At 63.2% G+C, this 25,112-nt stretch carries 28 protein-coding genes; 16 read left to right on the top strand and 12 right to left on the bottom strand.

Annotated elements, in window-relative coordinates; all coding sequences use genetic code 11:
- Positions 1-182: 182 nt before the first annotated feature.
- On the bottom strand, positions 183-608 hold the full coding sequence (locus CXZ10_RS06320; RefSeq protein ID WP_101288214.1) for a winged helix-turn-helix transcriptional regulator: 426 nt from the start codon (positions 606-608) through the stop codon (positions 183-185).
- Between the two features lie 100 nt (positions 609-708).
- On the opposite strand from CXZ10_RS06320, the gene CXZ10_RS06315 reads away from it, so the two are divergent.
- The gene (locus CXZ10_RS06315; protein WP_210199847.1) at positions 709-2,124 is read left to right on the top strand and encodes an MFS transporter; all 1,416 of its coding nucleotides are present in this window, start codon (positions 709-711) and stop codon (positions 2,122-2,124) included.
- Positions 2,125-2,212: 88 nt separating this feature from the next.
- Here CXZ10_RS06315 and CXZ10_RS06310 read toward each other — a convergent pair whose 3' ends face one another.
- Entirely contained in the window at positions 2,213-2,995 is a 783-nt protein-coding gene (locus tag CXZ10_RS06310) for a helix-turn-helix domain-containing protein (protein ID WP_101288212.1), read from the bottom strand.
- Positions 2,996-3,370: 375 nt separating this feature from the next.
- Here CXZ10_RS06310 and CXZ10_RS06305 point away from each other — a divergent pair, with 375 nt between their 5' ends.
- Together CXZ10_RS06305 and CXZ10_RS06300 are read left to right on the top strand one after the other, a co-directional pair.
- Entirely contained in the window at positions 3,371-5,008 is a 1,638-nt protein-coding gene (locus tag CXZ10_RS06305) for an FAD-dependent oxidoreductase (RefSeq protein WP_101288211.1), read from the top strand.
- 22 nt (positions 5,009-5,030) lie between these two features.
- Complete coding sequence (locus CXZ10_RS06300; RefSeq protein WP_101288210.1) at positions 5,031-5,330, top strand: UBP-type zinc finger domain-containing protein; 300 nt, start codon at positions 5,031-5,033, stop codon at positions 5,328-5,330.
- A gap of 65 nt (positions 5,331-5,395) precedes the next feature.
- On the opposite strand, the gene CXZ10_RS06295 is transcribed toward CXZ10_RS06300, so the two are convergent.
- Positions 5,396-6,265 (bottom strand): DMT family transporter, encoded by an 870-nt coding sequence (locus CXZ10_RS06295; RefSeq protein WP_101288209.1) that lies wholly within the window; start codon positions 6,263-6,265, stop codon positions 5,396-5,398.
- Between the two features lie 129 nt (positions 6,266-6,394).
- Here CXZ10_RS06295 and CXZ10_RS06290 point away from each other — a divergent pair, with 129 nt between their 5' ends.
- Positions 6,395-6,838 (top strand): Lrp/AsnC family transcriptional regulator, encoded by a 444-nt coding sequence (locus tag CXZ10_RS06290; protein ID WP_101288208.1) that lies wholly within the window; start codon positions 6,395-6,397, stop codon positions 6,836-6,838.
- A 2-nt stretch (positions 6,839-6,840) separates the two neighbouring features.
- On the opposite strand, the gene CXZ10_RS06285 is transcribed toward CXZ10_RS06290, so the two are convergent.
- Positions 6,841-7,203, bottom strand: coding sequence for a winged helix-turn-helix transcriptional regulator (locus CXZ10_RS06285; protein ID WP_101288207.1), 363 nt, complete (start codon positions 7,201-7,203; stop codon positions 6,841-6,843).
- A 97-nt stretch (positions 7,204-7,300) separates the two neighbouring features.
- Here CXZ10_RS06285 and CXZ10_RS06280 point away from each other — a divergent pair, with 97 nt between their 5' ends.
- The 7 genes from CXZ10_RS06280 to CXZ10_RS06250 all read left to right on the top strand — a co-directional run bounded on the left by CXZ10_RS06280 (position 7,301) and on the right by CXZ10_RS06250 (position 11,960).
- Complete coding sequence (locus tag CXZ10_RS06280) at positions 7,301-8,326, top strand: quinone oxidoreductase family protein (RefSeq protein ID WP_101288206.1); 1,026 nt, start codon at positions 7,301-7,303, stop codon at positions 8,324-8,326.
- A 76-nt stretch (positions 8,327-8,402) separates the two neighbouring features.
- Positions 8,403-8,762, top strand: a complete 360-nt coding sequence (locus CXZ10_RS06275) for a nuclear transport factor 2 family protein (protein ID WP_101288205.1) — start codon at positions 8,403-8,405, stop codon at positions 8,760-8,762.
- Positions 8,763-9,090: 328 nt separating this feature from the next.
- Positions 9,091-9,681, top strand: a complete 591-nt coding sequence (locus CXZ10_RS06270) for a TetR/AcrR family transcriptional regulator (RefSeq protein ID WP_101288204.1) — start codon at positions 9,091-9,093, stop codon at positions 9,679-9,681.
- Positions 9,681-10,571 (top strand): haloalkane dehalogenase, encoded by an 891-nt coding sequence (locus CXZ10_RS06265; RefSeq protein WP_101288203.1) that lies wholly within the window; start codon positions 9,681-9,683, stop codon positions 10,569-10,571. Before CXZ10_RS06270 ends, CXZ10_RS06265 begins: the two co-directional genes overlap by 1 nt.
- Before the next feature lie 33 nt (positions 10,572-10,604).
- Positions 10,605-10,832, top strand: coding sequence for a SelT/SelW/SelH family protein (locus CXZ10_RS06260; RefSeq protein WP_101288202.1), 228 nt, complete (start codon positions 10,605-10,607; stop codon positions 10,830-10,832).
- Between the two features lie 54 nt (positions 10,833-10,886).
- Positions 10,887-11,273, top strand: coding sequence for a cupin domain-containing protein (locus CXZ10_RS06255; RefSeq protein ID WP_101288201.1), 387 nt, complete (start codon positions 10,887-10,889; stop codon positions 11,271-11,273).
- A gap of 177 nt (positions 11,274-11,450) precedes the next feature.
- Positions 11,451-11,960, top strand: coding sequence for a GNAT family N-acetyltransferase (locus tag CXZ10_RS06250; RefSeq protein ID WP_101288200.1), 510 nt, complete (start codon positions 11,451-11,453; stop codon positions 11,958-11,960).
- Positions 11,961-11,971: 11 nt separating this feature from the next.
- Here the strand turns inward: CXZ10_RS06250 and recQ are convergent, their stop codons facing one another.
- The 4 genes from recQ to CXZ10_RS06230 all read right to left on the bottom strand — a co-directional run bounded on the left by recQ (position 11,972) and on the right by CXZ10_RS06230 (position 15,791).
- The gene (gene recQ, locus CXZ10_RS06245) at positions 11,972-13,774 is read right to left on the bottom strand and encodes a DNA helicase RecQ (protein ID WP_101288199.1); all 1,803 of its coding nucleotides are present in this window, start codon (positions 13,772-13,774) and stop codon (positions 11,972-11,974) included.
- A gap of 129 nt (positions 13,775-13,903) precedes the next feature.
- Positions 13,904-14,116 carry a tautomerase family protein gene (locus CXZ10_RS06240; protein ID WP_101288198.1) on the bottom strand — a complete coding sequence of 71 codons (213 nt, stop codon included), beginning with the start codon at positions 14,114-14,116 and terminating at the stop codon, positions 13,904-13,906.
- A 29-nt stretch (positions 14,117-14,145) separates the two neighbouring features.
- A complete protein-coding gene (locus tag CXZ10_RS06235) occupies positions 14,146-15,039 on the bottom strand; it encodes an SDR family oxidoreductase (RefSeq protein WP_101288197.1) in 894 nt (297 codons plus the stop codon).
- 11 nt (positions 15,040-15,050) lie between these two features.
- Positions 15,051-15,791 (bottom strand): SDR family oxidoreductase, encoded by a 741-nt coding sequence (locus CXZ10_RS06230; protein ID WP_101288196.1) that lies wholly within the window; start codon positions 15,789-15,791, stop codon positions 15,051-15,053.
- Positions 15,792-15,883: 92 nt separating this feature from the next.
- Here CXZ10_RS06230 and CXZ10_RS06225 point away from each other — a divergent pair, with 92 nt between their 5' ends.
- Complete coding sequence (locus CXZ10_RS06225) at positions 15,884-16,777, top strand: LysR family transcriptional regulator (protein ID WP_101288390.1); 894 nt, start codon at positions 15,884-15,886, stop codon at positions 16,775-16,777.
- Between the two features lie 27 nt (positions 16,778-16,804).
- Here CXZ10_RS06225 and CXZ10_RS06220 read toward each other — a convergent pair whose 3' ends face one another.
- Positions 16,805-17,161: an ethanolamine utilization protein gene (locus tag CXZ10_RS06220; protein ID WP_101288195.1), complete on the bottom strand. Its 357-nt coding sequence runs from the start codon at positions 17,159-17,161 to the stop codon at positions 16,805-16,807.
- Positions 17,162-17,609: 448 nt separating this feature from the next.
- On the opposite strand from CXZ10_RS06220, the gene CXZ10_RS06215 reads away from it, so the two are divergent.
- The gene (locus CXZ10_RS06215; RefSeq protein WP_101288194.1) at positions 17,610-17,933 is read left to right on the top strand and encodes an antibiotic biosynthesis monooxygenase family protein; all 324 of its coding nucleotides are present in this window, start codon (positions 17,610-17,612) and stop codon (positions 17,931-17,933) included.
- A 55-nt stretch (positions 17,934-17,988) separates the two neighbouring features.
- On the opposite strand, the gene CXZ10_RS06210 is transcribed toward CXZ10_RS06215, so the two are convergent.
- The 3 genes from CXZ10_RS06210 to CXZ10_RS06200 all read right to left on the bottom strand — a co-directional run bounded on the left by CXZ10_RS06210 (position 17,989) and on the right by CXZ10_RS06200 (position 20,883).
- Positions 17,989-18,693, bottom strand: coding sequence for a glutathione S-transferase (locus CXZ10_RS06210; RefSeq protein ID WP_280178913.1), 705 nt, complete (start codon positions 18,691-18,693; stop codon positions 17,989-17,991).
- Positions 18,694-18,869: 176 nt separating this feature from the next.
- Entirely contained in the window at positions 18,870-19,760 is an 891-nt protein-coding gene (locus CXZ10_RS06205) for a hypothetical protein (RefSeq protein ID WP_101288193.1), read from the bottom strand.
- Positions 19,761-19,980: 220 nt separating this feature from the next.
- Positions 19,981-20,883, bottom strand: a complete 903-nt coding sequence (locus CXZ10_RS06200) for a LysR substrate-binding domain-containing protein (RefSeq protein ID WP_101288192.1) — start codon at positions 20,881-20,883, stop codon at positions 19,981-19,983.
- Between the two features lie 133 nt (positions 20,884-21,016).
- Between CXZ10_RS06200 and amaB the strand changes: the two genes are divergently transcribed.
- The 3 genes from amaB to CXZ10_RS06185 all read left to right on the top strand — a co-directional run bounded on the left by amaB (position 21,017) and on the right by CXZ10_RS06185 (position 25,070).
- Positions 21,017-22,537 carry an L-piperidine-6-carboxylate dehydrogenase gene (amaB, locus tag CXZ10_RS06195; RefSeq protein ID WP_101288191.1) on the top strand — a complete coding sequence of 507 codons (1,521 nt, stop codon included), beginning with the start codon at positions 21,017-21,019 and terminating at the stop codon, positions 22,535-22,537.
- A gap of 4 nt (positions 22,538-22,541) precedes the next feature.
- Positions 22,542-23,339 (top strand): 4-hydroxy-tetrahydrodipicolinate reductase, encoded by a 798-nt coding sequence (gene dapB / locus CXZ10_RS06190; protein ID WP_101288190.1) that lies wholly within the window; start codon positions 22,542-22,544, stop codon positions 23,337-23,339.
- Between the two features lie 63 nt (positions 23,340-23,402).
- On the top strand, positions 23,403-25,070 hold the full coding sequence (locus tag CXZ10_RS06185) for a thiamine pyrophosphate-binding protein (protein WP_244617058.1): 1,668 nt from the start codon (positions 23,403-23,405) through the stop codon (positions 25,068-25,070).
- Positions 25,071-25,112 lie beyond the last annotated feature (42 nt).

The following is a 25,112-nucleotide window of genomic DNA, read 5'->3' as shown; positions in this document are numbered from 1 at the left end:
ATTGTACGAGGGGTACTCCACCCCGATTCCGATGTGACGCTCACTGGGCGAAGCTTCAAGACTGACCATGGCCCGTGCTCAATCCCTGAGGCTGTCACTGACGATTGAGAATGGGAGGTGAAACTGTCGAAGGCTCTTCCGAGTGATGCGCGGTTGGCCGCATAGACATGTGCGAGGCACAACTAGAGGCCTTCGCTCTGCCTCGTTTCATATCGGTCGCGGGCCTCCGCGATTTTCACCTGATTTGCTTCCGTCCATATGACCAGTGCCTTGACCGTCTCGTGTAGAGAGTTGCCGAGGGGTGTGAGGTTGTACTCCACCTTCGGTGGCACGGTCGGATAGACGGTCCGTTCTACGATCCCATCTCGCTCGAGTTGGCGCAGTGTAGTGGTGAGCATGCGCTTGCTGACGCCCTTGATGCTTCGCAGCAACTCGGCGAAGCGCATTGTGCGCTTGTCAAGTAACGCAATAACCAGCAGCGACCACTTGTCAGCAATCCTGTCGAGGATTTGCCGCACTTCGCAGCCTTCACGAACGTCCCATTGCAGAACGTCGTAGTCGGAGGTGAGCCGGCAGTTACCCGGTAACTCGAAAGTGCCTTCTTTCATGAGTGCAGATCCTGCCGTATCGCTTGGCAGGTTACAAGAGGGAACCCGGTATTAAAAAGTTCCCTCATCTGACCATGATCATTAGTGAGGGACAGGTCCCATGACATTCACTGTATCGCAATCATCGGCGTCCGAACCCACACGCATGAGCCTGCGCGAGAAGGGAGCGCTTCTCGTGCTGTGCGGCGCTATTTTCTTGGAAGGTCTCGACATAGCGATGCTCAATGTCGCGCTGCCGCACATTCGCGCCGATCTGCAACTGTCTACCGCGACGTTAAGCGCCGTGGTCAGCTCCTATGTGATCGGCTACGCGGGCTTCATGCTTTTTGGCGGCCGCATCTGTGACCTCTACGGGCGGCGTCGTGTCTTTTTGATCTCCCTTAGCGTGTTCATTGCCCTTTCCGGGCTCGGGGGGCTAGCCACTGAGGGCTGGATGCTTCTTGCTGCCCGCTTCCTAACCGGGTTGTCGGCTGCCTTCATGACGCCCGCCGGTCTCTCGCTCATCACGACAAACTTTTCCGAGGGCCCGAGGCGCAACAAGGCCGTTCTTATCTACTCGGGCGCAGCTTCCGCCGGATACTCCTTGGGCTTGGTCGTTGGCGGCGTGCTTACGGCGATCAGTTGGCGCTGGGTTTTCTTCGTTCCCGCCATCATAGCGATGGTGATCCTCCTGCTCGCTGTGAAGTTCATCGCCGATTCCCGTCAGTCGGAGGCACGTCGAAAGTTTGATCTTTCCGGCGCATTGTTTCTGACGGCGGCCATGCTGTTTGCCGCGATCGGAATCGCCCGCCTTGAGCATCCGGAGGGGCTTCAAACCGCACTTGCGGCCTGCGCTTTGAGCGCTGTCTTTTGGGTGATTTTCGTGATCACTGAGCGCAGGACGAGCGAACCGCTGATCCGCCTTGGCATCTTCAGGTCCGGTTCTCTGGTTCGCGCCAACTTGGCGATGCTGCTCTTCGGAGGGGCGTTCTTCGGATTCCAGTTCGTGGTGACGCTCTATCTGCAAGAGTTGCTGGGATGGACACCGCTTCAAACCGGCCTTGCTGTAATCGTTGTGAGCATCGATGCGATACTCGCACCAACTCTGACGCCGGCTCTGGTGAATCGCTTCGGCAATGTCAGGGTGATCGTCGTAGGGTTGGTCCTTGCGGCAGTAGCCTACGCTCTTTTCCTTCGTCTCGGTTTGGACTGGACCTATGCCGCCATGTTCCCGACCATGTTGGTGCTCGGTGTGGGGTTTGCGCTTGCATATGGACCTCTGACCATCGTGGCTACCAACGGAGTGGTTGAGAATGAACAGGGGCTTGCGAGCAGCCTCATCAACACTTCCTTTCAGTTTGGGGCGGGGCTCGGAGTTTCTGCCGTGGGTGCGCTCGCCGTCTTGGGTCTTGGCAGTGGCGCCGACGCTGGAGCCAGGCTGGAGGCCCTTCGCGCAGCAATGCTCGTGCCCGTTGCGGCTGCCGCCGTAGCTTCCTTCGTAATGCTGACAGCTAAGAAGGAGCGGGCCGCTATCTAGATCCGGGCGGGCCGTCTGCGTGCCCATGCCCAGACCAGAGATCGTAGATTGCGAGGCGTTGCGTCTCGCTCTGGGGCGACGGCAACGGTCAGGCCAGAAATGCCCGGGGATTCAATCCCATGACCTTGCGAAAGGCCGCCGCGAAATGGCTGGGATTGGAAAAGCCTAGGGACACCGCGACATCGAGAACGCGCGCGTCGGGCATGGTCAGGCGCCGCCTGGCCTCCGTCATCCGCAACCACTGAAAGCACCGATAGGGCGTGAGGCCCGTGGTCGCCCGGAACAGCCGGCCAAACTGGTCCGGGCCTACATCGGCAAGGTCGCCCAGCTCGGCCAGAGAGGGAGGCGCATCGAGGCGCGCGCGCATCAGTTCCAGGACACGAGCGAGGGTGGCCTGGCCGAGTGAGGCGGGAGGTGGCGGTTCCCGTCCGCCGTCATGCAAACGCAACCGGGCGAGTACCAGGGTTCCCAGGCTCTCGACCTGGAGTCGGGCTGCAGGATCGCCCGAGCGGGCTTTCCGTAACGCGGCAAGCGCCAGGTCGCGAAGCAAGGCGTCCTGAAACTGGAACTTGGTGCCGGACCACACGGTCTTGCGGGCAAGGGTTGCCTCGTCGATTTCCATGTGCAGGAACGCGGCGGGCCCGTCCGTCGAGCACTCGCAGTCCATTCCGGCCGGGATGAGCGTCAGCTCGCCCGGCCAAAACTGGCCTTGGTGGTGCTTGCCGGCCCGACGCTGATCGACATGTGTGGCCTGATCGAGATGCACCCCGAGAAGGAGACGGCTCGTGGTAGCGCGCACTTGCTCGCATGGCGGCAGTTTCCGCCGCAGGCGAAGCGAAATCGCGCCTTGCTCGAAGTCCTCATTCGTCATCGCCGGCCTCGGCCTTGTGAGAAGAGGGAAGAATACGCGCCTAAACGAAGAGAAGACTTGTCTAGCGACGATAGGCCGCAGCTACAAGCCGGGAAGCAGAGGCAAGTTGAGAAGAGATGATTGGAAGTCGGCTCGTTGGTCACCAGAGGGATGGTCGTTCATCATGATACGCCGCTCACACTGCTTTCGCTGCCGCCTCCAGGTGAAGCCGGGACGAGGCGCGCTTGACCGACGGATGCGGACACGACCATACTAGTGTTTGTACTTAGGTCGGGCGAGCGAACTGGGATCGATGTGGCGGTCGATTGTGGCCGCGGGTCATCGGCAGTCCGCACCTGACCAGCCAGGCGAGCGACTGGCAGCCAGGGGGGATGAATGAGCATCATCGAGACCCGTGCGAGCCAAATGTTTCCGGTACTGAGCGCATCCCAAATGGATGTGGCGCGCCGGTTCGCCAGCGGCCCAGCAACGCACTTCGATCCCGGTGCGGCAATCTACGAGGTCGGTGGCCATGGCGCGCCAGCCTGGCTCGTGCTCGAGGGGGCGATCGACATCGTTCGGCGTGACGGGTTGAAGGGCGAGGTGCCGATCGTCACGCATCGCGTGGGGCAGTTCTCCGGCGAGGTGAACCAGCTCGCTGGCCGGCCCTCGCTTGCCGCCGGCCGAGCCGGCCCGGACGGTTGCACTGCGCTGCCTTTCGACGCGGCCCACCTGCGGGCGCTCATGATCGGATCGGCCGAGCTGGGGGAGATCGTCATGCGCGCTCTGATCCTCCGCCGGGTCAGCCTTATCGAAGAGGGTGGCGCAGGCACCGTCCTGATCGGCAGGCCGAACAGCCCCGATGTCGTGCGACTGCAGAACTTCCTCAACCGAAGCGGACTGCCGCATCTTGTCCTCGACGCCAGCGTCGATGAAGAGGGTCGTCAGCTCATCGAACGGATGGGAGTTCCGCCCAACGAACTGCCACTGGTCGTCTGCCAGAGCGGGCCGGTGCTCCGCCGCCCATCCGACGAGGATCTCGCGGCCTGCCTCGGTGTCCTGCCGGAGATTGATCCCGACAAACTGTTCGACGTCGCAGTGGTCGGTGCCGGGCCGGCCGGTCTCGCAACGGCTGTCTATGCCGCTTCGGAAGGCTTGTCGGTCATTGTCCTCGATGCACGGGCGGTGGGAGGACAGGCCGGAGCGTCGTCGCGGATCGAGAACTACCTGGGCTTCCCGACGGGAATATCAGGCCAGGCACTTGCCGGGCGTGCTTTCAACCAAGCCCTGAAATTCGGCGCGGAAATCGCGATCCCTCTGGAAGTGGAGCGAATGACGTGCGACGGGCCTCATCCGGTCCTCATGTGCGCCGGCAACCGCCAGATCACAACGCGCTTCGTCGTGATCGCATCGGGTGCGCGATACCGGCGGCCGGACGTGGCGAACCTCAGGGAGCTTGAGGGCGCCGGCGTTTCCTACTGGGTGTCGGCCATCGAGGCTCGCTTATGCGCCGGCGAGGAGGTTGCTCTGATTGGCGGCGGCAATTCCGCGGGGCAGGCGATCGTCTTCTTGGCTCCGCAGGTGAAGAAGCTGCATCTCGTCGTTCGCCGCGACCTCAAGGAAACCATGTCGCAGTATCTGATCGATCGCATCGCCGCACTCCCGAACGTCGAAATTCATGTCGGCGAGGAACTGGTTGCCTTGGAAGGCAATCGAACGACCGGTCTCGCGGCGGCCACCTTCCAGAATAGGCGTGACGGCAGCAATCGTCGCCTGGAGGTGCGCCATCTGTTCCTGTTCGTCGGCGCCGATCCCAACTCCGACTGGGTGCGAGACTGTATCGAGACCGATGATCGCGGCTTCGTGGTCACTGGCAAGGGGGCTCATCCGCTCGAAACGAACATGCCGGGTGTGTTCGCAATCGGCGACGTTCGGGCTGGTTCCACCAAGCGCGTGGCGGCGGCCGTGGGCGAGGGGGCGGCCGTGGTCTCTATGGTTCACGCCAAGTTGGCCGCACAAGCCGCCGTCGCCTAGAGGCCTTGAGGGAGACCGCGCGATGTCCTGTAGTCACACGAACCTGATCCGCAAGGTGACGCCCAGCGCCAGGGGATGCGAGGAGTGCCTGAAGATCGGCAGTCAATGGCTGCATCTCAGGATTTGCCGTGAGTGCGGGCACGTCGGCTGTTGCGACCAATCCCCGCACCGCCATGCCCGAGCCCACTTCCATCAGACGGGCCACCCGATCATCGAGGGTTACGATCCGCCTGAGGGCTGGGGCTGGTGCTATGTGGACGATATCGAGGTGGAGTTGGAGGACCAGACCCCGCAAGACGGGCCAATCCCGCGCTTCTACTGAGCCTGGAACAGCGGCGCAACTCCTGGCGCTTGCCAAGAAGAACCTAAGCTCTCGCATCCGGCATTTCATTCGTCCTGCCGCCGAAAAGCCGTTGTGCCGAGGACGGCGAGCAGAATGATCCCGCCGCCGAAGTACTGCAGCGTAGTGAATGATCTATGCAGGATCAGCGCTTCGGAGAGAATAGTAACCACAGGGTTGATGAAAGCCAGCGCGGCTGCCGTTCCCGGATTGAGTTTCTGAAATGCGCCATAAAGCAGGATGTACATGAAGCCGGTATGGACAATGCCCAGCGTAGCGATGCTCGTGATTGAAGCCAAGTTGCCCGGCGGAAGACTGCTCCCGATCAGTGGAAGAAGAACGATCGAGCCGGCGGCGAACTGTATCAGTGCGACGAGATGCGGCGGCATTCCCCGCAGCAGTTTCGCAGACAGCGCGGCCAGGGCGTAGAAGAACGCCGCGCAAACCGCGCAGCCCAGCCCAATCAGAAACTCGTTGTCGACGCCTTCATCAAGCCCCGCGAACGCAACGATCGCAAGCCCCGCCAGACCGACGCACGCCCACACGATGTGATCGCGTCGAATGCGCTCGTGCAGGATCCAGGCGCTGAGACTAGCCAGGATGAACGGCTGGAGATTGTAAACGAGCCCGGAGATCGAGATGCTCGCCCGTCTGTAGGCGGCAAACAGGAATAGCCAGTTTGCGAGCAGGGCCGCCCCGCCAAAAAGGGCCAGTATGATGGAGCGACGGCTGAGGGAGTGGGATGACAAGTATCCGCGGCGCCAGCAGACCAATAGAAGAACCGTGCTACCCATGATGCATCGCCAGAGAACGATGGCGAACTCGGAAAGACCGGAGAAATAGGCGAAAATGCCGATCGTGCCCGAAAGGGCCATCGCGACGGTCATTTCCATTTTGCCCTGAGTTTGCAGATCCATTGGCGGCTCCTGTCTGTGGAGCACGTAGCGTAAAAGGCGCCTATCGCTCAGGACATATGCGAAGAAAGGAAATGAGCTTCGAACTCCTGTATATTCAAGGCATCAAAACCCAACGGCAGTTGAATCGAAATGGACACAGCTGATCGCATCTTGCTTGCCGCGCTGCAGGAGAATGCGCGCATTTCGACAAAGGATCTTGCGAGCAAGATTCGCCTGTCTGCGCCGGCGACGGCTGAGCGACTGCGAAAGCTGCAAGAGGCGGGCGTCATCGAAGCCTTCACCACGGTCTTGGATACGAAGGCGCTCGGCTACCATATCGAGGCCATAGTGCGCGTCCGCCCGCTGCCAGGAAAACTGCATGTCGTCGAGGCGCTATTGCGCGACATGCCTCAAGTTGCGGAGTGCGACAAGGTGACCGGCGATGATGGCTTCGTCGCGCGCATTCTGTGTCATTCCATCGAGCAGCTGGACGAGTTGCTCGAGATAATCGGGGAGAAGGCCGAAACGAGCTCGGCGATCGTGAAGCGAAAGATCGTGTCGCGCCGACAGCCGGCGCTGGCGAATGAAAGGTAAGCTCAGTCGATTTGTGATTGCGGGTGGCACAGCTTCAACTTGTCCATGTCGCCCGTGACGCGGCTCTGCTCTATTCCCCACCGATGAAGCATCTCGATTACCGGGCCGAGTGTTTTGCCGAGCGGCGTAAGCTCGTATTCTACGCGCACGGGAGTCTCGGCGTAGATCGTCTTGCTGACGAGGCCGTGCTCCTCGAGATCCTTCAGCTGCTGCAAGAGCACTTTCTGCGAAATGCCTGGGATAAGTCGTTCGAGCCGGCCGGGTCGTTGGGCGCCAGCCAGCAGATGAAAGACGATGAAGAGCTTCCAGCGGCCACCTATGATCTGCAAGGCTCTTTCGATCGGCAAAGGGGAAAGCCGGTTCATTCACTAACCCCTCGGTGAGTAGCCCACCGCAAAGTCGGTGGAACCGTCGAATGGATTGGGTCAATCAAGTTGAGCTCTTCAACCCAGGAGATCTCGCTTGAAAGCTGTTATCATCAACCAATTTGGTGGCCCTGAACACCTGATTTTGCGTGAGCTGCCGACACCTGTTCCGGGTGAAGGCGAAGTGCTTTTGGAAGTGGCCTCCGTAGGCGTCAACTTTGCCGACACCATGATCCGCTCGGGTACCGCCGGCGTCCCGATGATGGACGATCTGATAATCGGCTCGGAAGCGGCCGGAACGGTCGTCGCGCTGGGCAGCGGCGTCGATCCGGCCATCTTGGGCAAGAGAGCCTTTGCCGCACCCTTCGCGGTGGGGCGCATCACGGGAGCTTATGCGACGCACCTTGCCCTTCCGGCGACAGGCATCTTCTTCCTTCCCCACGATATCGCCTTCGATCAGGCGGTGGCGCTCGGTTTGTCGGGGATCGTTGCCCTTGAGCTTTCAAGGCTAGTTCCGCTCGAAGGGCGAACGGTTCTCGTTCACTCGGCGGCTGGCGGCGTGGGACACCTCCTGGCCCAGCTCGTGGCGATGCGGTCTCCGGGACGACTGATCGGATCCGTGGGGGATGCGCGGAAAGCGGATCTGCTCAATGCGCTTGGCGTTCACTCGGTGGTATGCACGCAGGAAGACTGGGTTGGCGATCTCCTGGCGTTTACGAACGGCACTCCACCGGATGTGATCTTCGACGCAATCGGCGGCGCCGTCAGCCAGTTGGGTTTGTCGAGCTTGTCTCCCGGCGGCCACTTCGTTGCCTATGGCGGAGCCAGCGGCGAATATGCCGCACTTTCGAAGGAAGACATGCCGTCCTTCGTCATGTCCGGCAAATCGCTACTTGGTTACTCCTTGGTTCCGCTCTTGGGCCACAAGGATGCAACCCGGTATCTGCGGGATGATCTCGAAGCGCTGTTCAGCTACGTGACCCAGGGCGCGCTGAGGCCGCATGTCGGCCACCATTTCCCGTTGAACGAAGCGGCAGAAGCGCATCGCCTCATCGAGAGCCGGCGGTCGAGCGGAAAGATCATCCTGTTACCGGAGGTCGGCCAAAACGGGATGTCGGTATAGCATCGGACAGTTGTCCCGAATCTGGGGCGTCCTTACCGATCGCTCGTTGCCAAGCGGAACTCAGAGGACACGCGAAATGATTGATTTTCATGCCTATTCTATCGAGTGGTGCGCTGCCTGGAATGCGCATGATCTCGACCGGCTGCTCGGCGGCTTTGACGATTCAGTCGTCTTCAAGTCTCCAGCGGCGCGAAAGATCGTTCCTGGTTCCGATGGCGTTATCGTCGGCAAGGCAGCGCTCCGCTCCTATTGGAGCGAGGGCCTGCGCCTTATCCCCAACCTCCATTTCACGCTGGTGGGCACCTACGAGGGGATCGACTGCGTGACGATCGCCTATCGAAATCAGGATGGGCGCCAGGCGAGCGAGGTTCTGATTTTCTCGGGCGGACTGGTCGTCCAGGGCTTCGGAACATATCTGGTTTCGCCAAGCTCCTAGTACGGTTCCGGCGAACGTGGGTACGGGCTTTGCTTCAGGAACTGCGTGAAGACAACTGGTTGGAGCGTATCGGTAGGTCATAGAGCCCGGCGACCGCTCACGCCGAGCCTTTTCATCTTGGGTCGTCATCTCGCCGTCAGGCGGTCGGATGCGCTCATCGCAGCCTAGATTTTCGGCCCGTGCGACAACTGGCGCTGGCGGGAAGCATGAAGCCTCGGACCCTCCAGCTGCCTCACGATATTCTCACATTCAGTGGAGGTTTTCCGCCGGTTTCGACGCGTAGTGAACCGTCTTGACATCAAATACGTACGTACGTATTAATCTGTCCATGGCTAGACAATCTCTCCGTGACGACATCATTTCCGCCGGGCTTCGCGTAATGCTCGTGAAGGGCTACTCCGCTGCCAGCGTCCGCGACATCGTCGCTGAGGCCGGGGCTCCGCAAGGCTCATTCACCAACCATTTCCCGACCAAGGAGGCGTTCAGCATCGCGGTGCTCGATGCCTACTTCGATCACATCAAGACGCTGGTCGCCCAAGCTTTCGAGAGTGGCTCTCTATCTCCGAGAGCAAGACTGATCCGCTATCTCGACATCATCACCGACATCCTGGAGCGGGACGGACTTCGGCGCGGCTGCCTGATTGGCGACTTTAGTGCCGAAGCAACCCAGCTCAACGAAGCCGTCCGGCTTCGGTTGGAGCAGATATTCGTCGAGTGGCGCGATCAGTTTGCCGCTTGCATAGCCGAGGGGCAGTCCCTCGGAGAAATCGACAAGACCTTCGATCCAGTCGATCTCGCCGACTTTCTCCTGTCGTCATGGGAGGGCGCCATCCTCCGGATGAAGGTGGAGCGCCGCTGCGACGCCTTGGAGCGTTTCAAGAAAATCGCATTTGCAACAGTCTTTAAGGAGGTGAACTGATGGACGATAATCTCCACCTGAAGCGGCTGCCTGTGCTGGACTCCTTCATGGCCTACCGAGAAGGCGGGCACGGCACGGATACCGTCGCGCTGTTCCTGCACGGCAATCCCACCTCGTCCTACATCTGGCGAAACATCTTGCCGCATGTGGCGCCTGTCGCTCGGTGCATTGCGCCGGATCTGGTTGGGTTTGGCCAGTCGGGAAAGCCCGCCATCGACTACCGCTTTGCCGACCATGTCCGTTATCTCGACGCCTTCATTGAGGCTGCCGGCATCAAGTCTGCCTATCTCGTTGCCCAGGATTGGGGAACGGCGCTGGCTTTCGTTCTGGCGGCGCGCCGTCCGGAAATGGTCCGCGGACTGGCCTTTATGGAGTTCATCAGGCCGTTTGACGGCTGGAACGATTTCCACCAGTCCGAAGCCGTGCGCGATGCCTTCAGAATCTTCCGGACGGCGGGGGCGGGCGAGCGTGCCATCATCGAAGAGAACGTGTTCATAGAGCGTGTTCTCCCCGGTTCGGTTAAGCGCAAAATGAGCGACGCGGAGATGCAGGCCTATCGTGCGCCCTTTTCTCTTGCGCAAGACAGGGTACCGATCTGGCGTCTTCCCAACGAGTTGCCGATTGGCGGTGAACCGAAAGACGTTGATGCGATGCTCAGGCATGCGCACGAGCAACTAGCCTCGGCAAGCTATCCGAAGCTGCTCTTTGCGGGTGATCCAGGAGCGCTGGTGTCGCCTGAGTACGCGGAGAGTTTTGCGGCCAAACTGAAGAACTGCCGGCTCGTTCAGCTTGGTTCGGGCGCCCATTACCTTCAGGAGGATCACCCCGATACCATCGGCCGGACGATTGCAGATTGGATCGCGGAAAACGCCGTTTCGAGAGCGGCTTAGCAGCTGCCATCAACTTCGTTGGGAGGTCTCGAAATGACCAAAGTCGATATCACCTTTTGCCGGCCGTGCGGCTACGAGAAGCGGGCGCGAGAGGCAGCGGCTGCACTCAAGCATGCGCTGGGACTGGACGCCGAGCTTCATCCTGGCGGCGGCGGAATCTTCGAAGTGCGGGTCAACGACGGGATCGTCGCCAAACGCACTCGGGGCCATTTTCCCGACGCCGCGGAGATCGTCGAGATCGTGTCGCAGAACCTTCACTGAGAGCCGCCGAACATTCGCGATGCCGGGGGCCATGGCAAAGAAGATGAGGCGTCGATGAAGTTCGAGACATTCGACCTAGCCACCGTGTCAGCGGATGATCGCATGGCGAAGAAGCTGAGACTTTTCAACCCGAACGGCAAAGGCCCCCGTGGCGGTCACGTCCTTGGCCAGGAACTTGGGACGGAAGTCACCATACTGGCCTACGGCAACGATAGCCCGGGTGACGGGCCGGTCATGCACGTCCATCCTTATGACGAGGTGTTCGTGATCCTGGAGGGACGGGCGCGTTTCTACGTCGGGGATCAGGTCATTGACGCCGAAGCGGGAGATGTTGTCCTGGGTCCTCACGGGCTGCCGCACCGGTTCGAAAATCTTGGTCCCGGCCGTCTTCAGACCCTTGACGTCCACCATTTCAAACGGTGGTGCCAAGTCAATGTCTAGGGCAGCTCCAGCAAAGCTGGGAACCGTTTTGCGTCCGGAGTTGCGTCTTGCACGGAGATGGAGCTTTTCCGGTGAACCTGAGTTCACCGGGAAGGCTCTGGGATCTCCACAGGCACAGGCTGACGTCGTCAACCTGACGTGCGGTTCAGCAGATAACTGTATTCCGGAGTTCGGCCTGTGATCATCATTCGAGCGGCTTCAGAGTGGGAGGCGGATGATCTTCCGGAAATCGAGCGGAGCTCCGGCGCGATCTTTCGCGGATGTCCCGGGCTGGAATGGATTGCCGATGATGTCCAGTCGGCGGATCAACACCGGACCTTGATATCTCAAGGCGTGGCTCTGGTCGCCGAGGATCGGGAACATGGGCCTGTTGGCTTTCTGAACGGAGAACTGACGCCGGACGGCCTGCATATCTGGCAGATTGCCGTGCATCTCGACTGGCAGGGGCAAGGCATCGGGCGGAGGCTGATCGAAGCGGCGGGCCGGTTTGCGCAAGAGAAGGGAGCAAAGGCCCTGACACTGACGACGTTTCGGGATGTGCCGTGGAACGAGCCCTACTATCAGCGTCTAGGCTTCCGCACCTTGGCGGAGGGCGAAATAACGCCACGCTTGCGTAAAGTTCTCGAGAATGAGGGCAAAGCCGGTATTCCGGTGGAGCGGCGTTGCGCCATGACGATGCAGCTTTAGCGACAGCTGCGCTAGGTCTCGTACTCCGCGATCACCGCTAGAAAGACCTCCCCGTAGCGATCGAGCTTGGCCTCTCCGACGCCCGGGATCTTCGCCATCTGCGACCGCGAACCGGGGCGCGCGGCTGCCAGTTCGATCAGCGTCTTGTCATGGAAGATCACATAGGGCGGCAGGTTCTGGGCACGAGCGAGCTCGGTGCGCTTCTCACGCAGCGCATGGAACAGGGCTTGATCGGCCTCGGGAAGCGTGGTCGATGCCGGCTTGCGGCCACTCTTGCCCCGTGTCGCCTGCGGTTTTGCCGGTACGCGCAGCATCAGCACCGGTTTCTCGCGCAGGAACTGGCGGCCTGCCTCCGAGATCGACAGCCCGCCGTGGCCGTCGAGGTCGACATTGACGAGACGCAGCGCGATCAACTGGCGCAGGATCGCGCGCCAGGTACGGCTGTCGTGCTCCTTGCCGATGCCATAGGTTGAGATACGGTCGTGTCCGAACTGGGCAATGCGCTCATCCGCCCCGCCCAGCAGGACGTCGACGATGTAAGCCTGACCGAAACGTTCGCCCGTCTTGTAGATGCAGGACAGGGCTTTCAGCGCGGCGATGGTCCCGTCGAACATGTCCGGCGGTTCGGCGCAGGTGTCGCAGTTTCCGCAAGGTTCGGAATGGTCGCCGAAATAGGACAGAAGCGCTTGGCGCCGACAGCCGGCCGTCTCGGTAAGACCAAGGAGCGCGTCGAGCTTCTGCCGCTCTATGCGCTTGCGTGGCTCGGGGGCGTCGGAGGTCTCGATGAAGCGGCTGCGTAAGGCGATATCCTCGTAGCCATAGAGCATCAGCGTGTCTGATGGCAGGCCGTCGCGGCCGGCGCGCCCCGTTTCCTGATAATAGGCCTCGATGCTGCCGGGCAGGTCGAGATGGGCGACGAAGCGGACATCGGGCTTGTCGATGCCCATGCCAAAGGCAATGGTCGCCACCATGATGATGGCTTCCTCGCGCTGGAAGCGCGTCTGGTTGGTCTGGCGCTCGGCCTTGTCCATGCCGGCGTGATAGGGCAACGCGACATAACCCTGATCGCAGAGCCAGGCTGCCGTCTCCTCGGTCTTTCGCTTCGACAGGCAATAGACGATGCCGCTCTCGCCCTCGTGCGCCCCAAGGAAGCGTTTCAACTGCGCCCTGGGATTGTCCTTCTCGGCGATGGCGTAGCGGATGTTGGGGCGGTCGAAGCCGGCAATGAAGGCGTCGCTTTCGGCGATCCGGAGATGCGACAGGATCTCGGCGCGGGTCGGCGCATCGGCTGTTGCCGTCAGCGCCATGCGCGGCGTATCGGGGAACTCGGTCACGAGCGCGTCGAGCTGACGGTAAGACGGCCGGAAGTCGTGCCCCCATTGCGACAGGCAATGCGCTTCGTCGATGGCGATCAGCGACAGCGGCGTACGATGCAACAGATCCAGAATGTCGGGACGGAGCAGCGTTTCGGGGGCGACGTAGAGGAGATCGAGAGCGCCGCTTGATATGTCCCGCCACAGGCTGTGTCGCTCGTCCCCCTGAAGGTCGGAGTTGAGGGCGGCGGCCCTGACGCCCGCCTGACGCAGCGCCGTCACCTGGTCGGCCATCAGGGCGATCAACGGCGAGACGATGAGCCCCATGCCCGGCCGGGCCATCGCCGGTATCTGGTAGCACAGCGATTTGCCGCCACCCGTCGGCATCAGCACGAAGGCGTTGTTGCCGGCCATGACGTGGTCGACGATTTCCGCCTGACGGCCGCGAAACGCATCGTAGCCGTAGACGGTTTTCAGGATATGCAGGGGATGAGCGGTCACGGCGGCCCGGACGAGAATCGGAAAGTCGAGGCTGTCATAGCAGGTTTGCCGTCGGTTGACCTGCGAGGGGACAGAAGGAGTATAGATAACTGCCCGCACCTGATCGGCGTTGCGGGCAGCCTATGTGGATCAGTCCTTGGCGCGGTAAGCCTCGGGGATGATGAACACTTCGTCGGCGCGGGCATAGCCGCCGTCCTTGACCTCTTCGATCAGCACCATGGTGTGAGGACGCGCCGCTTCGGAGAAATACTCCACCAGCATCGCGGTGGTGCGGTGGACGATCTCTTCTTTTTGTCCCTTTGTGAGCGCGGCCTCGGGCACCTTGAAGTTGGCATAGGGCATTTCAGGTCTCCTTGATAAGGGGCGCGAACTCAGCGCGCCGGGTGAAGCAAGTCAGCAAGGCCGATGCGCTCGAGCAGTTGCGCGCGCATGCGATCGGCCACGGCGTTGACGATTTCCGAGCCGTCGTTGGACGGGTCGACATGCACCCGGAAGGGGCGCCGGCCGTGCGGCATGTCGACGATCTCGCGGATGGCGCGGGCAACCGACTGCACGTCGGCATCGGCCGGTTCCAGGGCTGCTAGGCCTTTGAGTGCCTTTGTATCGACGCCGGCATAGGGCCCGGACCAATAGGCGTCGGCCCGCTTTTCATCCTCAGGCGAGGTCGCATGCTCGAAGTGCATGGTGCCCTTGGTGAAGGCGCCGGGTACCAGGATCGTCGTCTCGATGCCGAAGCGCGCCAGTTCCAGAGCATAGCTTTGGGCGAGAGCATCCATTCCCGCCTTGGCGGCGAAGTAGGGCGCCAGGAACGGCGGCGTGCCGCCGCGCGTGCTGCTCGATCCGACCCACAGCATCAATGCCTGGCCGTTTCTCCTGAGGTGGGGCAGGGCGGCGCGGTTGACGCGTTGCGTGCCGAGCACGTTGACGTCGTAGACGCGCGCCAATTGTTCCGGCGTGAAGGCTTCGGCGGGGCCGAAGGTCATGTGGCCGGCATTGTGAACAAGCACGTCTAGCCGTCCAGCTTCCGAGAGGATGCGCGCTATGGCGGCATCCGCCGAGGACTGGGAGGTGACGTCGAGGGCGATAGGCACCAGTTTCAGCCCTTGGTCGCGGGCGAGCTGCTCCATGTCCGCTGCCGGTTTGCCGTCGTGCGCGGCGAGGTCGCGCATCGAGGCAAAGACATGGTGGCCGGCGCGCGCCAGTTCGCGCGCCGCCATGGCCCCGAAACCGCTGGAGGCTCCGGTGATCAGGATTGTCTTCTGCATGGATGGTCTCCTCAGATCATGCCGCCGTTGGCGCGGATCACCTGGCCGTTAACCCAATCGGAGTCGGGCCCTGCGAGGAAGGCGACGACGCCAGCGATGTCATCCGGTTGACCGAGCCGGCCGAACGGATTCATCTTCTCGATGGCGGCCACCTGCGTGTCGGTCTTGCCATCGAGGAAGAGCTCGGTTGCAACCGGTCCTGGCGCCACCGTGTTGACGGTGATGCCGCGCGGCCCAAGCTCCTTGGCGAGAACGTGGGTCATCGCTTCCACCGCCGCCTTGGTTGCGGCATAGACCCCGTAGTTCGGCTGATAGAGGCCAACCACGCTGGACGAGAAGCTGATGATCCGGCCGCCGTTGCGCATCCGCCTTGCCGCTTCGCGCATGCCGCGGAACACGCCGCCGAGATTGATGGCGACTTGCCTGTCGAAGGACGCGTCGTCGAAGTCGACAATGGGGGCAAGCTTCATGATGCCCGCGTTGTTGACGAGTATGTCGACCCCACCAAACGTTGTTTCGGCTGCGTCGAACAGCACCGAGATGCCGGCTGGGTCGCCGATGTCGGCCTGGACCGCGATGGCCCTGCCGCCAGCTGTCTCGATCTCTCTAACGACGCTTTCGGCCGCTTCCCGGCCATGGGCGTAGTTGACGATGACGGCGACGCCGTCGGCAGCCAGCCGCTTGGCGATCGCTGCGCCGATACCCTTGGATGCGCCCGTCACGATGGCGCTTTGCTCAGTGTGCTGTGTCATAGTGCACCTCCGAGCTGAAACATAGACCCTCACCGGTTCCGGATAATCCGCTGCAAATTGACAAGACTATCCGGAATAGGCGAACAATGGGCATGGACTATCTGGATAGCCTTCGCCTGTTCGTCAGGGTTGTCGAGCGCGGCAGCTTCACCGCCGCCGCGGCGGACCATGGCATCCCCCGCTCGACGGCGACGGAAGCGATACGACATCTCGAAACGCGTCTGGGTGTGCGTCTACTCGATCGCACCACCCGCCACGTGGCGGCGACGCCTGACGGCGAACACTATTACCAGCGCTGTCTCGCCATCCTCGCCGACCTCGACGACGCCGAGGCAATGCTTCGCGACAGCGAGCCGCACGGCTTGTTGCGGGTCGATGCACCCGGCCTGCTGACTCGTACGTTCATCCTGCCAGCGCTTCCATCATTCCTTGAGCGCCATCCCCGCATCGAGGTGCAGTTCGGTCAAAGCGATCGGCTTGTCGATCTGGTGCGCGAAGGTGTCGATTGTGCCATCCGGGTTGGCGACCCTGTCGACAGCAGTCTCGTGATGCGTCGCCTCGGCACCATCAAGGAAGTGACGGTGGCGAGCCCGGATTATCTGGCGCGCCACGGCGTGCCGAAATCGATCGTCGAGCTCGATGGCCACCAGATGGTCGGTTTTCTGTCGTCGAGGACCGGCGAGGTTCTGCCTCTTGAGTTCAATGTTGCGGGCACGCTGCGCGAAGTTCGCCTGCCCATGCGGGCAAGCGCCAACCACTCGGATACGACCGCCGACCTCGCACGGCGAGGCTTCGGGTTGATCCAGGCGCCGCGCTACAGGTTTGCCAACGATCTGGCCGAAGGGCGGTTGGTCGAGGTGCTTGCCGACTGTCCCCCGTCTCCGATGCCCCTTTCGGCGCTTTACTCGCGCGCCCGCCAGTCGGCGCCGCGTCTGCGGGTGTTTCTGGATTTTGTGGCAGAGGTGTTCCGAGCCGCCGACCTTTAGCCGGCGGCCGGCCAAACCGACGAGCGCTCAGTGCTCCGCTTCTGCCTCCTGCCAGTGCGGATAGGTGACAAAGGCGGTGATTGCCCCTTCTTCGTGCGAGTGGATGGTGACGGACTCGCCCTTGGGCATGTAGACGATCTCGCTAGGCCCGGCGGTAACCGTCTCGGCCTCGGTCGACACCGACAGCCGCCCTTGCAGAACCACCATCACATCATCGACGGCAATCGTCTCGACGAGGTCCTGGTTGGGGGCATAGCGACCATAGCCGATGGTAATAGGCCCGCCATGGCGTTGGTCGACTGCATTGCCGGCAAAAACGTCGCCGTCCTGACCAGGCGAACGTTCGAGTGCCACGTCTGTGATGGCGATTTTGCGAATAGTCATCAAACCCCTCCGGTCCGTTTGGCTGGCTGCAAGGCTCAACGCTTGAGGTAGGGGTTGGTTCAATGGTGGATTGGCGCGACGGAGGCGCCGCTCTCTTTTGCGAAGTACGCATGGCCGATCTTCGGTGGCCTAAAGGGCATGGTTTCAGGCGCATTGCACGGCATAATCGCCGCACCTTCGGCCAGATAAACTGGCGAGGCGTAGGCAGCAAACTCGTAGTTGATCGATCTGCCGAGATTGACGGGCCTGATTTCGGACGTACACTCCTATCGTCGAAAAGGACCAGAGCGGCATCGGTAAGCCCGCTCCTTCTCCTATGAGAGGCTCCGCGTCGCCCTTGGGCGAACCCGCGACAAGCAACGGCGAGTTTCGCCGCGGCTTGGCGCGTGCTGGCAGGTCCATCGCTACGCAACAGGCACGGCGACTCGCGCTCGATAGGGAGTGCAAAATGCCTGTTATCCGTGCCCAGTCCGGGCTCATTACCCAGATCAACGTGTTCACCGTCCCCGCCGGCGGGCAGGACGCCCTGATCGGCTACCTGTCCAGGGCCGCCGAGGTTGCTCGCGAGGTGGACGGCTGGATATCGGCCAGTCTGCATCGCAGCCTGGACGGAACACGTGTCGTGAACTACGCGCAGAGCGCCGACGAAGAGGCGGCGCGCCGCGTCGTCCGCCACCTCATGGACCGTGGCCTGATTCAGGGAAACAAGGCCTACGGCCAGGCCAACCCTGGGCTTTATGACGTTGTATTCACGCTCGAACGAGAAGACTGAGCGCGACATATCCAATGTCGGACTCGGACGCGGAGCTCCCGCGTCCGAGGGCGCATTACGCGCCCAGGACTTTGCGCAGCGAGGCCTCGATCTGGCCGCCGCAATAGGCGTCGCCATAGTCTTCGCGCGCCTTGGCGGCCAGCTTGGCAAGGGGCGGCAGGGCCGCGACCCTCCGGGTGAGGGCGGCCGTCCTGGGGGCGCTCTCGTCGAGGATGGCGCCGATCACTGGGAAGCGATCCACCATCGTCGACCACAAGGTGGCGGTGACGATGTCGGCAATGCCCGGTGCGTCGCCGCCCAGCAGGTAGCCGGACTCCGCTCGGAGGCCATGGCGCTCGCCGGTTTCCTCCCAAAGCGACATCCATTTCTTGAGACGCGGGACGAAGCCTTGCCAGCTTTTCTCCGTCCACATCTCGCGGCCGCCATCCAGCGTAAGCTCGTCGATCACGTCATTGGCGTCGTTGACGATCTTCATTGTCATGGCGCGGAGCGCCGCCGTTTCGGGCAGGAGATCCAACGTCTCGCCCAGATAAAGAACGATGGCCGGCATTTCGGAAATGGCGAAACCGGCCCGCTTGTCGACGAGGAACGGAGGCCCCATGAAGGGAACCGGCATGTCCTTCACCGGGCCGCCCATCAATCCCACGATTGTCTTGCTGTCGGCTTCGGTCCAGGTTTTTCCGGCATAGGCGAGCACGGCTCTCACGAACTGTCCCCGGAAGGGAACGGGCCAATAACAGAGATCGTAATCGGACATCATCGGAGCCCCCAAATAACGCCGGGAGCATCGCCCATTAACGTTTGCGGCGCCAGTGGATTTGCGTAGAGGCCGGCGGCCTCAAGCGGCTGCTCGCGTTTGCAGAGAGGGGATTGAGCTTCGGTGAGCGATGCTCGGCGACCGATGGCCGCCGAGCCGTTTGCTTATGGCTTCGGGTCTCACTCGTCGCGCAGCCTGCCGCCGAGAGCGGCCGCGGCGCTGGCGATGAAGGCGCCGATCACCAGCGACAGGGCCGCCATCAGCGCAAAGGCGATACCGGCCTTGCGGGCCGTGTCCGCAGCCTCCTGCGCGCGGGTCTTGGCCTGTTCGACCTGAGTCAGCACCGCGTCGACCCGGGCCGTCGCGTCGGCCTGGCTGAGGCCGGTACGAGCGGAAACGAGTGTGCCGAGATAGGTTCGATCGGCCGGGGAGATCTCGCCCGCGGCGGCGCTGGCGATCAGGATGCGGGACGCTTGGGCGGCGGCCGCCGCGTCGCCCTCCGCGCCGGGAGCGGCGAGGCGGGTCGGATCGTTGGGCCGGAACAGATTATCGACGAAGTAGGACGTTGCGCTATCGGTCGCTCCCTCATCCGCCGTCGAGGCGGCGCCGGCGGAAGCACCCATGGCCGCGCCGGACGCAACGTTGGATGCGGCCTGAACCCCGGTGCCAACGGCGGAGGTCAGGCTGGAACTGGCAATGAAGGCGACGAGCAGCGTCGCCAGCGCCCAGGCGAGAAGGCCGTGGGCCGTGTCGCGGAAAAAGGTCTCGTCGGTGTGTACGCCGACCCACCTGGTCCGCAGGCGGCCGGTCATGTAGCCGCCCAGAGCGGAGGACAGCCATTGCACGACGATCATCCAGATCGCGGCGGAAACGGCAAAGGTGGTCGCGCCGGCGCTCTCGTTGGCCCAGGGCGACACCATGGTCAGCCCAAGCCCCGATCCGAGAAACATCAGCACGATCGTCAGTGCGGCCGCGGACACGGCGCCGGCGATGATCGCGCCCCAACTGACGGCAGACTCTGGGGATTCGACGGGCGGCGCGTCATCGAACGCGGGGAGAGTGGAAGCCATGGTAATCTCCTGTCGCATGAGTTGCGGACTGCCAGATCTGTGAAGCCCTCCCGCCGCATGTTCGGCCGAAGCGAGCGCGATCACGCCGTGTCGGGCATTTCGCATCGAGCGAACGTCGCCGCGCGAAAAGGCCACGGCTAATAAGCGTTCTGGAGCAAGAAAGTTCCGCCGCGCGGCAACTTGGATTGCCGGTCCGTCTGGCTTCAGCGTTGACCGGAGGTCAGGCGGAGACCGGTGTCGCAGCTTCGGCCTTCAGCCAGTTGCCGAAGGAGCGGACGAGCCGCGACCGGACCCTCGCTTCCGGGTAGACGAACCAGTAGGCCTTGCCGGCATTGAGGGGGCGCTCCGTCAACAGTTCAAGGCGGCCGGAGGAAAGTTCCGCCTCGATCATGAAACGCGGCATCAGCGCCACGCCGAGGCCAGCGACGGCGGCTTCGGCGATCATCGAGAACTGATCGAAGCGCGATCCGCGATGGGCACCGACGGTGGACAGGCCCTCGGCGGCGAACCAATCGGCCCAGGCGGTCGGCCGGCTCGATTGGTGCAGCAGCGGCGCCTGCGCGATGGCGGCGGCGTCGGCGAGACTGAATCGCTCACGGATCAAGGGCGACGCCACGGGATAGACCTCCTCGATGCAAAGGAACTCTGAGATCGCACCAGGCCAGGTGGGCTCGCCAAAGTGGATGGCGGCGTCGAGCGGCGTATCCAGGAACGAGAAGGGCTCGTTGCGGACAACGAAGTTGACGGTGGCCTGCGGATGGCCCGAGAGGAACTTCGGCAGGCGCGGCACCAGCCAGCGCGCTGCGAAGGTGGGTAGCACGGCCAGATTCAGCACTTCCGCCCCACCGGCGCTGGCCATGGTGCGTTCGGTGGCGGTGGCCAGGCCGGCCAGGATGCGGGAAACCTCCAGCCGGTAGGCCTCTCCGGCGTCGGTGAGGAAAACACGTTGATTGATCCGTTCGAACAGCGGCAGCCCAAGCCGGGTCTCAAGCTCGCGCACCTGCCGGCTGATGGCGCTTTGCGTCAAATGCAGCTCGGCGGCGGCACGCGAGAAACTCAAGTGCCGCGCGGCACTCTCGAAGGCGACGAGCGCGCCGATCGACGGCAGGAGATCGCGGGCCATTTGTGTGTCCGGTCATGAGTTTTCCTCATGACCCTACCAGAAATCATCGTTTGCAGGGTAGGGGGCTCGGGACAATAACTTATGCCATCCTGCCCATGCGCCGCCCGGCCAGCGTCGCCCGAGAGAGTGTCCAATGCCCGCTTCCAGTCTTGCCCAGGAAACAGCCGAAGTCCTTTCCCGCCTCGGCGTTGCCGACAGCGCCTACACCGATGGCAGCCTCGCCGTCACCTCGCCGATCACCGGCGAACGCATCGCCGAGGTGCGTGAGAACGACGCCGCGGGCTGCGAGCTCGCCGTCGCCGCCGCCGAGGCCGCCTTCCGGACCTGGCGCCTCGTGCCGGCGCCCAAGCGCGGCGAACTGATCCGCCTGTTCGGCCTCGAACTCCGGACGGCCAAGGCCGATCTCGGCCGGCTGGTCACCATCGAGGCCGGCAAGATCGTATCCGAAGGGCTCGGCGAAGTGCAGGAGATGATCGACATCTGCGATTTCGCCGTCGGCCTCTCCCGTCAGCTTTATGGGCTCACTGTCGCCACCGAGCGGCCGAGCCACCGCATGATGGAAACCTGGCATCCCCTGGGCGTCATCGGCGTCATATCCGCCTTCAACTTCCCGGTCGCCGTCTGGTCCTGGAACGCCGCCATCGCCTTGGTCTGCGGTGACACTGTCGTCTGGAAGCCGTCTGAAAAGACGCCGCTCACCGCCTTGGCCACGCAGGCCTTGTTTGAAAAGGCGGCTGCCAAGGCCGGAGCACCAGCCGGCCTTTCCTCGGTGATCGTCGGCGGGCGAACCATCGGCGAAGCGCTGGTCGACGACACCAGGATTGCCGCCGTGTCGGCCACCGGTTCGACGGCAATGGGCCGGGCCGTGGCGCCGCGCCTCGCGGCCCGGTTCGCCCGAGCCATTCTCGAGCTTGGCGGCAACAACGGCGCCATCGTCGCGCCGAGCGCCGACCTCGACCTGGTGGTTCGCGGCGTAGCCTTCGCGGCCATCGGCACGGCCGGCCAGCGCTGCACGACGCTGAGACGCCTCTTCGTCCATGACAGTGTCTACGACAGCCTGCTACCGCGCCTCAGGAAAGCCTATGCCTCTGTGACCATCGGCGATCCGCGCGAGGCGGGCACGCTGGTAGGTCCCCTGATCGACAAGGCCGCCTTTGACCGCATGCAGGAGGCGCTAAAGAAGGCGCGGGCCGACGGCGCCATTGTCCACGGCGGCGAACGTGTCCTGGAAGAGCTCGGTGGCAACGCCTTCTATGTCCGGCCGGCTCTGGTCGAGATTTCGGCGCAGACCGAGGTGGTCAGGACCGAAACCTTCGCGCCCATCCTCTACGTCATGGGCTACATGGATTTCGATACGGTGCTCGAGGCGCATAATGCCGTGCCGCAGGGCCTGTCCTCGTCGATCTTCACCAACGACCTGCGCGAGGCGGAGACCTTCCTGTCGGCCAAGGGGTCGGACTGCGGCATCGTCAACGTCAACATCGGCCCGTCCGGCGCCGAGATCGGCGGCGCTTTCGGCGGCGAGAAGGAGACCGGTGGCGGGCGTGAGGCCGGTTCCGACGCCTGGAAGGCTTACATGCGCCGGGCCACCAACACCATCAACTATGGCCGCGACCTGCCGCTGGCGCAGGGCGTCAGTTTCGACGTGGAGTGAGGACATGGCGATCCGCGTCATCGTGGCCGGTGCGACCGGCTGGACCGGGAGCGCCGTGGCCAAGGCAGTGCTTGCCGCAGAAGACCTCATGCTGGCCGGCGCCGTTGCGCGCTCGTCGGCCGGCCGCGATATCGGCGAGGCCTTGGGTGGAGCGCCTGCCGGAGTAGCGGTAGTCGCCACTGTCGAGGAGGCGCTGAGAGCCGGCGCTGACGTCCTCGTCGACTATACCGCGCCACAGGCGGTCAAGGCCAACGCGCTCACGGCGATTTCCGCCGGCGTCGCCGTGGTGGTCGGCACGTCGGGGCTTTCGGCCGACGACTACGCGGAGATCGACAAGGCGGCGCGGGCGAACAACGTTGGCGTCTTCGCTGCCGGCAACTATTCGATCACCGCGACACTGATGACCAAGTTCGCGCTGATGGCGGCGAGATACGTCGCCGATGTCGAGGTGATCGACTACGCCTCGGGCGGCAAGCCCGACACGCCCTCGGGCACGGCGCGCGAGCTGGCCGAGCGGCTATCCACCTTGCGCAAACCGGCCACCTCGAAGCCAGTGAGCGAACTCGGCGGTGTCCGCGAGACTCGCGGCGGCGCTATTGGCGCCGTGCAGGTGCATTCACTACGCCTGCCGGGCTATGTCCTGTCCTGCGAGGCACAGTTCGGTGCGCCGGGTGAACGGCTCCTCATTCGCCACGACGCTGGCTCCGATGCCGCTCCCTATGTTGCCGGCACGCTGCTCGCCGTGCGGCGGGTGCGCGATGAGGTGGGGCTCCGGCGAGGCCTTGACCTGCTGTTCGACTGACGATCTCGTTTTTCTCGACGTTCCGGTTGCGCGCCGGTCGTCCTGCTCTGGGAGTTCTGCATCTTGTCCCCGTCCATCCCGTCCCGCACCGGTGGTCAAATCCTGGTGGATCAGCTTGTCCGCCAGGGCGTCGAACGCATCACCTGCGTGCCGGGTGAGTCCTATCTCGCCGCCCTCGACGCGCTGCACGACAGCCCCATCGACACGCTGGTCTGCCGCAACGAGGCCGGCGCCACCATGATGGCCGAGGCCTATGGCAAGCTCACCGGCAAACCCGGCATCTGCTTCGTGACGCGAGCGCCCGGCGCCACCAACGCCGCGCCGGGTCTGCATATCGCCGAGCATGACTCGACGCCGCTGATCCTCTTCGTCGGCCAGGCCGAGCGCCGCATGCTGGAACGCGGCTGCTTCCAGGAGATGGACTACAAGGCGGTGTTCGGTTCGATCGCGAAATGGGTGGTCGAGATCGAGGATCCCAAGCGCATCCCCGAGCTGGTCGCCCGCGCCTTCCGTGTTGCCACGCAGGGCCGTCCGGGGCCGGTGGTTGTGTCGCTGCCTGAAGACATGCTGACCGAGACGGCCGAGGTCGCCGACGCGCCGGTCGTCGAACCGGTGGAGATCTGGCCGGGCCTTGCCGACCTCGCGCGATTGCAGAAGCTGATCTGGGAGGCCAGGCGGCCGCTCGTCATTCTCGGCGGCTCGCGCTGGAGCGAGCGGGCGCGGCGCGAGGTAATCCGCTTTGCCGAGCGCTTCGACCTGCCCGTGGCGACGAGCTTCCGCCGCGCCTCGCTGTTCCCGGCCGATCACCCGAACTATGCCGGCGATCTCGGCCTCGGCCCCAATCCGAAGCTTGCCGCCCGCGTTCGCGAAGCGGATGTGCTGTTGGTCATCGGAGGCCGCCTGTCGGAGTCGCCGTCGTCGTCCTACACGCTTCTCGACATACCCCAACCCAGGCAGACGTTGATTCACGTCTATCCGGATCCTGAGGAGATCGGCCGCGTCTACCAGCCGGCGCTCGGCATCGTCGCCAGCCCGCACGCCTTTGCCTCGGCGCTCTCCACCGTGCATCCGCCGGTCGAAATCCCTTGGTCGGCCGAAACCAGGTCGGCGCGTGCCGATTTCCTCGCCTGGACCGACAAGCCCACCGTTCTGCCGGGCGATTTTCAGTATGGCGAAGCCATGGTCTGGCTGCGCGGGCATCTGCCGCCTGAAACGATCATCGCCAATGGCGCCGGCAACTATGCCATCTGGGTGCATCGCTACTGGCGCTATCGCAGCTTCACTGGTCAGTTGGCGCCGACGTCGGGATCGGTCGGCTATTCGGTGCCGGCCGGCGTCATGGCCAAGCGACAATTTCCCGAGCGCCCCGTCATCGTCTTCGCCGGCGACGGCTGTTTCCTGATGAACGGCCAGGAGTTCGCGACGGCCGTGCAGTATGACATTCCGGTCGTGGTGGTCGTCGTCGACAACGCGATGTACGGCACCATCCGCATGCATCAGGAACGCGAGTATCCCGGCCGCGTCTCGGCGACGACGCTGAAAAACCCGGATTTTGCCGCGCTGGCGCGCGCCTATGGCGGTCATGGCGAAACCGTGCGGACGACCGCCGAGTTCGCGCCAGCCCTCGAGCGGGCCATGGCGTCCGGCAAGCCGGCGATCATCCACTGCTTCCTCGACCCGCAAGCGGTAACGCCGGCGAAGACGCTCGATCAGTTCGCTGGGCGCGCCTGAGCGCAACGAAAAGGCCCGGCCTTGATGGGGCCGGGCCTCGCT

The organism is Pleomorphomonas diazotrophica (assembly GCF_002844595.1).
Classification (GTDB): Bacteria; Pseudomonadota; Alphaproteobacteria; order Rhizobiales; family Pleomorphomonadaceae; genus Pleomorphomonas; species Pleomorphomonas diazotrophica.
This window is presented reverse-complemented; position numbering and strand designations above follow the sequence as displayed.